This is a genomic window from Rehaibacterium terrae, assembly GCF_014202935.1.
In the GTDB taxonomy this organism is placed as follows: domain Bacteria; phylum Pseudomonadota; class Gammaproteobacteria; order Xanthomonadales; family Xanthomonadaceae; genus Rehaibacterium; species Rehaibacterium terrae.
The window spans coordinates 62,403-72,278 of record NZ_JACHHX010000007.1 but is presented as its reverse complement, the minus strand read 5'-3'; the positions used below and the strand labels follow the sequence as shown (position 1 = coordinate 72,278).

The following is a 9,876-nucleotide window of genomic DNA, read 5'->3' as shown; positions in this document are numbered from 1 at the left end:
GTATTCCCGGGCGACAATGCGTGGCACGCGGGCCTATAGCTCAACGGTCAGAGCAGGGGACTCATAATCCCTTGGTTCCAGGTTCGAATCCTGGTGGGGCGAGCCGGGGCTTTCGCGAGATGCGTTGAAGCGCATCTCGCGCCGGCGAGCGCCCGGCCATGGAGGGCCGGGCGGGCGGCACGCACCATGGACGGTATTCCCGGGCGACAATGCGTGGCACGCGGGCCTATAGCTCAACGGTCAGAGCAGGGGACTCATAATCCCTTGGTTCCAGGTTCGAATCCTGGTGGGCCCACCACTCCCCTCTTGCGCAGACATCAGCCGTCGGGTTATTCAGGCACGCACGACGGTCGGGGGGCCGTCGTGGCCACGCGGAAGGCAAACGACTACAGAAGGGGAGTGTATGAAGCGAATCGCGCTTGCGATGTCTGTCGCCGTGCTCGCAACGAGCGGCTGTGCAACGGTAACCCGAGGCACGACCGAATCCTGGACGGTCAATTCCGATCCGATCGGTGCCAAGGTCACGCTGTCGTCCGGTGAAACCTGCATTACACCGTGCACCTTGAAGAAGAAGCGCAAGGAATCTTTCATGGTGACGGTGGAGAAGGAGGGTTACGAGCCGGTGCAGACCCAGATCGTGTCCCAAGTCGCCGGGGCCGGTGCGGCAGGTATGGCCGGCAATGTGTTGGTCGGCGGGATCATCGGCGTAGGTGTTGATGCTGCCAGTGGTGCCACGAAAGAACTCAAGCCCAATCCTCTTGAGCTGAAGCTGGTGCCAAAGGCGGGTTATCAGAGCACGCAGACGATGCCGAAATAGTCGCTCTCGGTGGCGAAGGCCGCCCGGTCGAACCGGGCGGCCTTCCATTTCCGGACCTGATCAACCGCCAAGCTCAACCATGAAAGTTGTTCGCCGGCCGCAGCCCCGGCTCCGCCCAAGGCATGGGGCTGTCGAACGGACTGTCTGGATAGCCCCGGTTTTTGCAGCGCGCCCAGCGGCGCGCGGTGCTCGCCGAAGAGCACCTTGATGCTGACTATCCGTGCGGTTTTCGGTCCAGCGGAAAGTCGAAAGGATGGTTCCCGACGCAGACGAGGAGCCCGTGCGCAAGTCCCGATTCACCGAAGAGCAGAGGGTCCAGATCCCGGGGAGGCCGACCGGTCGCCCTGGCGGAGGTGGCCGGGAAGCACGGCGTCAGCGAGCAGATCCTGTACTTGTGGCGGGATCGCCACGGCCGGCCGGGGGCAGCCGACGTGCAGCACTCGCAATCACTGCGCCCGCACCACACTCAGGTGCGCGATCACCTCTTCGATCTCGTGCGTGGCCTGGCGGTAGTCCGCCGGGCTCTGGTGGACCAGCACCAGCGCAGTGGCCGGGTGCACGATCAGATCCTTGAGGTGATAGCAGATCTTCACCTCGCGGCCGGACGGCAGCGCGGCATCGCGGTGAAAATCACGTTCGATGCGTTCGTGATCCAGGCCGGGCCACTGCTCGCGCACCGCACTGGCTGCCCGCAGGTAGTCGCGGCAGCCCGGGTGGCGGGCGACGAATTCGTCGATCAGGCCGATGCCGATGGCGATCAGGGCCTCACCTTGCGGACGCACGGCCTCGGGCCCGGCGCCGGTCTGCAGCGCGGCGACCAGCGCGCGGGCCTGCGTCTCGTAGGCCGTCAGCGCCTGCTGTCCGGGCTCGGACCAGGACGGGGACGGGCTGCGGGTTTCCGCCGTCGCGTCCAGCGGCGCGCTCAGGCAGCCGGCGGCGAGGAGGAGGCTGGACAGGATCGTGCGCATGGTGGCTCACGGGAGTCGGGGGAGGGCATATTATTTGCGAACGATTCTCGTTTGCAACAGTGGTCGGCCGCCTGCGCCGATCGGCGACAATGCGGTCTGACTCCTCCGCCGACGGACGCTGACGAACCCATGCTCGAAACCATCGAAAAACAAACCGGCCCCGACCCGCGCTGGACCATCCTGTGGCTGCACGGCCTGGGTGCCGACGGCCACGATTTCGTGCCGATCGTGCCCGAGCTGGTGCGGCCGGGCTGGCCGGCGCTGCGCTTCGTGTTCCCGCATGCGCCGGTGCGTCCGATCACCATCAACGGCGGGATGCGGATGCGCGGCTGGTACGACATCACCAGCCTGGATTTCGCGCAGCGGCAGGAAGACGAGGCCGGCATCCGCGATTCGATGGCGCGCGTGGAGGCGCTGATCGCGCGCGAGGGCGAGCGCGGGGTGCCACCGGCGCGCCTGATCCTGGCCGGCTTCTCGCAGGGCGGTGCGATCGCGCTGGCGCTCGGTCTGCGTCGTCGCGAACCGCTGGCCGGCTTGGTCGCGCTCTCCACCTATCTGCCGCTGGGCGCGAGCCTTGCCAAGGAAAGCACGGCGGCCGGCATCGCCACGCCGATCTTCATGGCGCATGGCCGGCTCGATCCGGTGATCCCCGAGCCGCTCGGCCTGGCCAGCCGCGATGCGCTGCGCGGGCTGGGTGCCCGCGTCGACTGGCATGTCTACCCGATGCCGCACGCGGTCTGTGCCGAGGAGATCGCCGCGCTGGGCGACTGGTTGGGTGCGCGCTTCGCGCAGGGCTGAGGCTGCGACATACTGGCCGCATGCCCGCGCCCCGGATCTGGCTGCCTGACCTCTGCCGACTGCCGCGCCTGGCCGTGGTGCTCGGCGTCGCCCAGCTGGTGGTGCTGGTGCTGGCGTTGGCGCCTGGCGAAGCCGGTCGCTGGTCGCCGCAGCGGTTCGCGGTCGCCAGCGTGTTCGCCTGGTGGGTCGCGCTGACCAGTGCGGTGCTGCTGTGCAAGCTGCGCGCGCCGCTGGCCCGGCTGGGGCGGGTCGGCGGTATCGCCGCCGCCTGGGGGCTGCCGGTGGCGGTCGCCGCGCTCGGCGCCTTGCTGGTGCATGAGATCGACCTCGGCCTCGGCTACGGCCTGAGCCTGCCGGCGGAGGCGCGCGGCGAGTTCATCCGCGCCTGTGCGCTGCTGACGGCACTGATCGGCGCGGTGGCGCTGCGCTACTTCTACGTCACCGACCAGTGGCAGGCGCAGGTGCAGGCGCAGGCCAAGGCGGAGGTGCAGGCGCTGCAGGCGCGCATCCGGCCGCATTTCCTGTTCAACAGCATGAACACCATCGCCAGTCTGATCCGGCGCGACCCGGCCACCGCCGAGCGCGCGGTGGAGGATCTGGCCGAACTGTTCCGTGCCGCGCTGGGCGCCGGCGAAGGTGAGTCCACCCTGGCCGAGGAACTGGCGCTGATCGAGCACTACCTCGCCATCGAGCGGCTGCGGCTGGGCGAGCGCCTGCGCGAGCGCTGGTTGCTGCCGGCCGATCTGCCGCGCGACATGCGGTTGCCGCGGCTGATCCTGCAGCCGCTGGTGGAGAACGCCGTGCTGCATGGCATCGCCCGGCTGGAGCAGGGCGGCGAGGTGCGCATCGAGGCCGCGCTCGACGCCGGCCGGCTGCGCCTGTCGGTGACCAACCCGGCACCGCCACCGCGTGAGCGCGACAGCGTCAACGGCCATGCCCAGGAGAGCATCCGCCAGCGCCTGGCCTATCGCTTCGGTGCCAAGGCGCGGATGACGGCCGATTACCGCGACGGCTACTATCGCTGCGAGTTGCTGCTGCCGATCGAAACCTGAGGATCCACCCATGAAGGTATTGATCGTCGACGACGAACCGCTGGCCCGTGAGCGCCTGCGCGGCATGCTCGGCGAACTGCCGGGGGTGGAGGTGCTGGGCGATGCCGGCAACGGCCGCGAGGCGGTCGAACTGGCGGCCGCGCTGCAGCCCGATACGGTTCTGATGGACATCGCCATGCCGGTGATGGACGGCCTGGAGGCCGCGCGCCACCTGGCCGGCTTCGAGCCGCCGCCGGCGGTGGTGTTCTGCACCGCTTACGACGAGCACGCGCTGGCCGCCTTCGAGGCCGCGGCGATCGACTACCTAGTCAAGCCGGTGCGTCGCGAGCGCCTGCAGACCGCACTGGAGAAAGCGCGCCGGTTCGGCGCCAGCCACGCCGACCGCGTCGCCGGCGATGCCGTCCGCACCCATCTGTGCGCGCGCCTGCGCGGCAGCCTGCGGCTGATCCCGGTCGACGAGATCCACTATCTGCAGGCCGAGGAGAAATACGTCGTGGTCCACCACACCCGCGGCCAGGACCTGATCGAGGAATCGCTGAAATCGCTGGAAGAGGAATTCGGTGAGCGCTTCCTGCGCATCCACCGCAACTGCCTGGTGGCACGCAACGAGCTGATGGAGCTGCGGCGCACCGGCGACGGGCATGTGCAGGCGATTCTGCGCCATGCCGAGAGGCCCCTGGAGGTGAGCCGACGCTGCGTGCCGGGCTTGCGCGAGAGGTTGAAGCACCTGTGAGCCTGCGGCCAGGCGGCGGGCGGCAAGGGCGGGCGTACTACCGTACACTTCGCCGCTCACCGCTACCGCTCACCGCCCATGCCCACCCTCCGCCTCGCCACCCGCAAAAGCGCGCTTGCGCTCTGGCAGACCGAGCACGTCGCCGCGCGGCTGCGACGCGCGCATCCGGATCTCGACGTGCAGCTGGTGCCGATGAGCACGCGTGGCGACGAGGTGCTGGACCGTTCGCTGGCGGCCATCGGCGGCAAGGGTCTGTTCCTCAAGGAGCTGGAGGTGGCGATGCTGGAGGGGCGCGCCGACGCCGCCGTGCATTCGCTCAAGGATGTGCCGATGCAGCTGGAGGCGCCGTTCGCGCTCGCCGCCGTGCTCGAACGCGCCGACCCCTTCGATGCCTTCGTCTCCAACCGCTATGACACGCTTGCCGCACTGCCCCGGGGGTCGCGCGTCGGCACCTCGTCGCTGCGCCGGCAGGCGCAGTTGCGCGCCGTGCGCCCGGATCTTCGCATCGCCGACCTGCGCGGCAACGTCAACACCCGCCTCGCCAAGCTCGACGCGGACGAATACGACGCCATCGTGCTGGCCTGTGCCGGCCTGCAACGGCTCGGCTTCGACGCGCGCATCCGCCAGCGTCTGGTCGCGCCCGCCTGGGTGCCGGCGGTCGCGCAGGGCGCGATCGCCATCGAGTGCCGCGCCGACGATGCCGCCACGTGGTCGCGGCTGGCCGCGCTCGCGCACGCGCCGACGCGCACCTGCGTGGACGCCGAGCGGGCCATGAACCTCGCCCTGCACGGCAGTTGCCACGTGCCGGTGGCCGGCCATGCCACTCTCGACGGCGCGCGCCTGCATCTGCTCGGCCTGGTCGGCTCGGCCATCGATGGCCGCATCGTGCGTGCCGAGGCCGAAGGCCCGGCGGACGATCCGCAGGCGCTCGGCCGGCGCGTCGCCGAAGCGCTGCGCGCCCAGGGCGCGGACGGACTCATCGCCGCCTCGGCCGGTTGACGCCGCTCCTGTGGATCCAGAGTCCGGCTACTTGAGCTTGTAGACCAGGTTCACCGTCGTCAGCGTATCGGTGTTGCGGCGGTTCTCAGGCACGTCGCTGTTGTAGCGGGTCTGCAGCGCGGCCTTCAGTGCCACGCGCGAATTCATCGCCACGACCAGGCCGAGGTCGTTCTGCACGAAGGTGTTGTCGCTGCCGGTTTCGACCAGCAGCGTGTTCACCAGGTCGGTGTTGGCGGTGAGCTTGTGCTGGTAGTCGAGCAGGCCGCGGCCGACCGCATCGCTTTCGATCAGGCCGGTCGCGGCGTCCTTGGCGCGGCGCTGGCCGGGGCCGGCTTCGATCGACAGCATGATGCGATCATCATCGCTCAGGAAGGTGTGGCCGTAGCCGACCGACAGCGTCCGCTGCCACTCGTAGGCGGCGAAGTCGTCACGCTCGTAGCGCACCGCCCCCAGCCAGTAGGCGTAGTCGGTGGTCTTGCGCGCGCTGGTCAGCCCGAACTGGTAGCGGTTGGCGCTGAGCTCGAGCCCGCGTCCGTCGTCGCCCGCCACCGCGCTGCGCGCGCGCAGGCCGGCCACGCTGACGCCATGCTTCCAGGTGTCGTCCTGGTAGCTCAGGCCGAACTTGCCGTTGAGACTCTCCGAGCGCGAGTTGCCGCGTGCGCTGGCGATGCCGAGCTCACCGGCGCCGGTCCAGCGCGGCGCGTCGGCCTCGCCGGCCTGGCCAGCCTCGTCGGCGACGGACGGCGCGGCGAGGGCGAGCAGGACGGCGGCGGTGAGGATGCGGGACATCGGCGGCTCCTTGTCGGGGTCGGGGCGTGCGGAAAACGAAACGCCGGATTGCCGGCGTCTGCCCGATTGTAGGGTGCGCCCCTGAATCGGGGCAGAAACGGCACGCACGCTCAGTAGTAAAGCGTGACCACGTGCCGGGCCTCGGCGAAGAACAGCCAGCGCTCGATGAACGCGCCGGCCATCGCCGCCAGCGCCAGCAGTGCCAGGGCCGGCATCCAGGGCAGCACGCCGGCCAGCGCCAGCGCGTACAGCAGCAGCGGCGCCACCGCGAACAGCGCCAGGGCGAGCAAACGCAGCGCGCGCGCGTGCTTGCGGGCCAGCACGAAGGCCATCTCGCGGGTGATGTAGTTGGCCTCGGTGTGCGGATGCTCGAACACCTTCACCTCGCCGACGCCGCGCAGACCGATGGCGCTGGCACGATCGGCCGGCAGCGCGCGCCGGTGCAGCCGGTGCCAGTAACGCAGCTTGATCAGCACCAGCGCCACCAGCACGACCAGGCCGAGCAGCAAGGTGCCGTTGCGTGGCGACCAGCCGGTCCAGGCCAGCGCGGTCCACAGCCAGGCACCGCCGGTGAGCAGCGCGAAGCCGAGGTAGGCCGGCAGCACCAGCGGGTGCGACCAGGCCGGTATGGTGCGCAGGCTGGCGTAGATCATCGCCGTGCAGGCGACCGTGGCCAGGCTGGCCAGGGCCAGCGCCGCGCCGGCCAGGCGCATCGCCCAGCCGTATCCGTCCAGCCACAGCAGCGCCGCCAGTGCCAGCGCCGGCAGGTAGGTCAACAGCGCCAGCACACCCTCGCGCGACAGCCACGAGCTGCGCCATTGCGTGAGCGCCCGCCAGGCGCGCTGCGGCTGGCCCAGATGCAGCAGCGAACTGAGCAGGCCGGCCGTCACCAGCGCCAGCGCGAATCCGAGCAGCGCCAGCGCGCCGCTCGATGCCAGCGGCAGCGGCCGCCAGGCGTAATGCGCGCCCAGCCAGGCCAGCAAACCGTAGCCGGCACCGGAGAGGGTGGTGAAGAAGATGACGGAGAGGGCGGGGCGCATGAGCGGCGGGGATGGGGAGTCGGAAGCCGGGAATCGGGAATCGGGAGAGCTAGGTCGCGCGGGGAGTGGCGGTGGCGATGGTGAATGCTGGCGTCGAAGGGCGGCAGCCGCGGCGGCTGTTCCGTCTTGCCGATTCCCGATTCCCCATTTCCGATGTCCGGCCGTTCATCGGCTGAGCACGCGATCGAGCCAGCGCAGCACCGGCGGCAACTGCGAGGTGTCGAGCGTTTCCGCCGGTGGCGCTTCGCCGCCGCCGGTGCGGCGCGGACGCGGCGGCAGGTATTGGTTGGTGGGGCGGTAGCCGAGTTCGGGCAGCAGATCGACGCCGCCGCGCTCGCGTACCAGCGTCGAAACGGCCGAGCCGGGATCGCCGAGATCGCCGAAATGGCGGGCCCGGGTCGGACAGGCCTGCACGCAGGCCGGCTGGCGTTCGCTTTCCTGCAGGTGCTCGTTGTAGATGCGGTCGATGCACAGCGTGCATTTCTTCATCACGCCCTCCACCGCCGAGTACTCGCGCGCGCCGTAGGGGCAGGCCCACGCGCACAGCTGGCAACCGATGCATTTGTCCTCGTCGACCAGCACGATGCCGTCCTCGGCACGCTTGTAGCTGGCGCCGGTCGGGCAGACGGTGACGCAGGCCGGGGCCTGGCAATGCAGGCACGAGCGCGGGAAGTGCACGGTCATCGCCGGCTGGCCGCTGCCCGCCGGCGGCTCGACCTCGTAGCTGTGCACGCGGTTGAGCCACACGCCGAAAGGCTCGGCGCCGTAGGGGTTCTCGTCGGTGAGCGGGCCGGCGATGCCGCCGGCGTTCCATTCCTTGCAGGCCACCGCGCAGGCGTGACAGCCCACGCAGGTGTCCAGGTCGATCACCAGGCCGAGCTGCTTGGTCGTCGTCCGTGGCAGATCGGTCACAGCGGCCAGAACCTCGGGATGAAGTACACCGCGATGGCCCAGAACAGCAGGTTGAGCGGCACGCCGATCCGGACGAAGTCGGTGAAGCGGTAACCGCCGGCGTTGTAGACCATGGTGTTGGTCTGGTAGCCGACCGGCGTGGCGAAGCTGGTGGAGGCGGCAAAGGCGACCGCCACCAGGAAGGGCGTGGCGTCGGCGCCGACGGCGTGCGCCGCGGCCACCGCGATCGGCGCCATCAACACCGCCGCGGCGTTGTTGCTCATCGCCTCGGTGAGGGTGGCGGTGATCAGGTAGATGGCGGCCAGCGCGGCGATCGGCCCCCAGCCGCCGACCAGGGCCACCGCCTGTTGTGCGACGAAGCCGGCGGCGCCGGTCTTCTGCAGCGCGATGCCCATCGGCAGCACGCCGGCCAGCAGGATGATCACCCGCCAGTCGATCGCCTCGTACACCTCGTCCGGCTCCAGGCAGCGGAACACCACCAGGCCGATGCAGCCCAGGATCGCCGAGGCGACGATCGGCAGCCATTCCAGGAAGGCCACGCCGACCACCGCCACCATGATTGCGATGGCGATCCAGGCCTTGCGCCGCGAGGCGCTCTCGTCCTCGCGCTCGGACAGCACCACGAAGCCGGGGTTGGCACGCAGGGCGCGCATCTCCTCGGCTGGCGTCAGCATCAGCAGGATGTCGCCGACGGTCAGCTTCACGTCCTTGAGCTGCTCCCGCAACACCTGGCCGCGGCGGTGGATCGCCAGCACGGTGGCGTTGTGGTGCCACTGGAAGTCGAGCTCGGCCAGGGTGTGGCCGACGAAGCGCGAGCCGGGGGCGATCATCACCTCGGCCAGGACCTGGTCCTCACCCTGGAACTGCTCGTCGCGCAGCTGGAACTCGGGCTCGATCTCGAGCCGGGCGCGCTCCTTGAGCGTGCTGAGCCGGCTCCAGTCGCCACGTACCAGCAGCACGTCCTCGGCTTCCAGCTTCTGCGCCCGCGGCGACCAGACCTTCTCCTTGCCGCGCAGCAGCTCCAGCACATAGACGCCGTATTTCTCGCCCAGCTTGGCCTCGGCCACGGTCTTGCCGACCAGCGGCGACTCGGGGGTGACCCGCAGCTCGGTGATGTACTTGCCCAGCTCGTAGTTCTCGGTCAGCTCGGCGCCGCGCCGGTCGGGCAGCACCAGCGGGCCGACGATCATCAGGTAGACCAGGCCGGCGGCCATGGTGATCAGGCCGAGCGGGGCGAACTCGAACAGCGAGAAGCCGGGTTCGCCCAGGTCCTGCGCCAACGCATGCACCAACAGGTTGGTCGAGGTGCCGATCAGCGTGCACACGCCGCCCATCTGTGCGGCGTAGGACATCGGGATCAGGATCTTGGAGGCGGAGAAGCGGTTGGCCGCCGCCACCGTCAGCACCACCGGCAGGAACACCGCCAGGGCGGCGGTGTTGTTGACGAAGGCCGACATGCCGCCGAGCGCGAGCATCACCGTCAGCGTGAACAGCCAGCTGTTGCGGATGCGGGACAACAGCCTGGTCACCACGCGCAAGGCCCCGGTGCGCATCAGTCCGGCGCTGAGCACGAACATCGCCGCCACGGTGATCGTGGCCTGGCTGCTGAAGCCGGCCAGCGCCTCGGCCGGCGTCACCAGGCCGAGTACCAGCAGCGTCGCCAGGATCAGCATGGCGACCACGTCGACCGGCAGCTTCTCGGTGGCGAACAGGGTGATCGCGCCGGCCAGCACCAGCAGGGTCAGGATGGCTTCGAGGCCCATGGGTC

Annotated in this window: 11 protein-coding genes and 2 tRNA genes; 7 read left to right on the top strand and 6 right to left on the bottom strand. The window is 69.8% G+C overall.

What is annotated here, in order from left to right:
- The first annotated feature begins 29 nt into the window (after positions 1–29).
- The 3 genes from HNQ58_RS06505 (at position 30) to HNQ58_RS06495 (ending at position 817) form a co-directional block, all read left to right on the top strand.
- Positions 30–102 (top strand) — tRNA-Ile (locus tag HNQ58_RS06505).
- 120 nt (positions 103–222) lie between these two features.
- Positions 223–298 (top strand) — tRNA-Ile (locus HNQ58_RS06500).
- Between the two features lie 105 nt (positions 299–403).
- On the top strand, positions 404–817 hold the full coding sequence (locus HNQ58_RS06495) for a PEGA domain-containing protein (RefSeq protein WP_183948103.1): 414 nt from the start codon (positions 404–406) through the stop codon (positions 815–817).
- Here HNQ58_RS06495 and HNQ58_RS13250 read toward each other — a convergent pair.
- Together HNQ58_RS13250 and HNQ58_RS06490 are read right to left on the bottom strand one after the other, a co-directional pair.
- The gene (locus HNQ58_RS13250) at positions 790–1,020 is read right to left on the bottom strand and encodes a hypothetical protein (RefSeq protein WP_221301184.1); all 231 of its coding nucleotides are present in this window, start codon (positions 1,018–1,020) and stop codon (positions 790–792) included. The genes HNQ58_RS06495 and HNQ58_RS13250 overlap by 28 nt on opposite strands.
- Before the next feature lie 243 nt (positions 1,021–1,263).
- Complete coding sequence (locus tag HNQ58_RS06490; protein ID WP_183948102.1) at positions 1,264–1,785, bottom strand: hypothetical protein; 522 nt, start codon at positions 1,783–1,785, stop codon at positions 1,264–1,266.
- A 129-nt stretch (positions 1,786–1,914) separates the two neighbouring features.
- On the opposite strand from HNQ58_RS06490, the gene HNQ58_RS06485 reads away from it, so the two are divergent.
- The 4 genes from HNQ58_RS06485 (at position 1,915) to hemC (ending at position 5,367) form a co-directional block, all read left to right on the top strand.
- A complete protein-coding gene (locus HNQ58_RS06485) occupies positions 1,915–2,583 on the top strand; it encodes an alpha/beta hydrolase (RefSeq protein WP_183948101.1) in 669 nt (222 codons plus the stop codon).
- A 20-nt stretch (positions 2,584–2,603) separates the two neighbouring features.
- Positions 2,604–3,635 (top strand): sensor histidine kinase, encoded by a 1,032-nt coding sequence (locus HNQ58_RS06480; RefSeq protein ID WP_183948100.1) that lies wholly within the window; start codon positions 2,604–2,606, stop codon positions 3,633–3,635.
- Between the two features lie 10 nt (positions 3,636–3,645).
- Positions 3,646–4,368, top strand: a complete 723-nt coding sequence (locus tag HNQ58_RS06475) for a LytR/AlgR family response regulator transcription factor (protein ID WP_183948099.1) — start codon at positions 3,646–3,648, stop codon at positions 4,366–4,368.
- Between the two features lie 78 nt (positions 4,369–4,446).
- A complete protein-coding gene (gene hemC, locus HNQ58_RS06470) occupies positions 4,447–5,367 on the top strand; it encodes a hydroxymethylbilane synthase (protein ID WP_183948098.1) in 921 nt (306 codons plus the stop codon).
- A gap of 27 nt (positions 5,368–5,394) precedes the next feature.
- Here hemC and HNQ58_RS06465 read toward each other — a convergent pair whose 3' ends face one another.
- The 4 genes from HNQ58_RS06465 to HNQ58_RS06450 all read right to left on the bottom strand — a co-directional run bounded on the left by HNQ58_RS06465 (position 5,395) and on the right by HNQ58_RS06450 (position 9,871).
- On the bottom strand, positions 5,395–6,156 hold the full coding sequence (locus HNQ58_RS06465; protein ID WP_183948097.1) for a DUF481 domain-containing protein: 762 nt from the start codon (positions 6,154–6,156) through the stop codon (positions 5,395–5,397).
- Positions 6,157–6,266: 110 nt separating this feature from the next.
- On the bottom strand, positions 6,267–7,196 hold the full coding sequence (locus HNQ58_RS06460; RefSeq protein WP_183948096.1) for a DmsC/YnfH family molybdoenzyme membrane anchor subunit: 930 nt from the start codon (positions 7,194–7,196) through the stop codon (positions 6,267–6,269).
- 165 nt (positions 7,197–7,361) lie between these two features.
- Positions 7,362–8,108, bottom strand: a complete 747-nt coding sequence (locus HNQ58_RS13245; RefSeq protein WP_343057218.1) for a 4Fe-4S dicluster domain-containing protein — start codon at positions 8,106–8,108, stop codon at positions 7,362–7,364.
- On the bottom strand, positions 8,105–9,871 hold the full coding sequence (locus tag HNQ58_RS06450; RefSeq protein ID WP_183948094.1) for an SLC13 family permease: 1,767 nt from the start codon (positions 9,869–9,871) through the stop codon (positions 8,105–8,107). The genes HNQ58_RS13245 and HNQ58_RS06450 overlap by 4 nt, the downstream gene beginning before the upstream one ends.
- Between the last annotated feature and the right edge of the window lie 5 nt (positions 9,872–9,876).

Excerpts from the sequence above, each read along its gene's own strand:
- HNQ58_RS06495 (WP_183948103.1), top strand. The coding sequence starts at position 404 with ATGAAGCGAATCGCGCTTGCGATGTCTGTCGCCGTGCTCGCAACGAGC.
- HNQ58_RS06490 (WP_183948102.1), bottom strand. The coding sequence starts at position 1,785 with ATGCGCACGATCCTGTCCAGCCTCCTCCTCGCCGCCGGCTGCCTGAGC.
- HNQ58_RS06485 (WP_183948101.1), top strand. The coding sequence starts at position 1,915 with ATGCTCGAAACCATCGAAAAACAAACCGGCCCCGACCCGCGCTGGACC.
- HNQ58_RS06480 (WP_183948100.1), top strand. The coding sequence starts at position 2,604 with ATGCCCGCGCCCCGGATCTGGCTGCCTGACCTCTGCCGACTGCCGCGC.
- HNQ58_RS06475 (WP_183948099.1), top strand. The coding sequence starts at position 3,646 with ATGAAGGTATTGATCGTCGACGACGAACCGCTGGCCCGTGAGCGCCTG.
- hemC (WP_183948098.1), top strand. The coding sequence starts at position 4,447 with ATGCCCACCCTCCGCCTCGCCACCCGCAAAAGCGCGCTTGCGCTCTGG.
- HNQ58_RS06465 (WP_183948097.1), bottom strand. The coding sequence starts at position 6,156 with ATGTCCCGCATCCTCACCGCCGCCGTCCTGCTCGCCCTCGCCGCGCCG.
- HNQ58_RS06460 (WP_183948096.1), bottom strand. The coding sequence starts at position 7,196 with ATGCGCCCCGCCCTCTCCGTCATCTTCTTCACCACCCTCTCCGGTGCC.
- HNQ58_RS06450 (WP_183948094.1), bottom strand. The coding sequence starts at position 9,871 with ATGGGCCTCGAAGCCATCCTGACCCTGCTGGTGCTGGCCGGCGCGATC.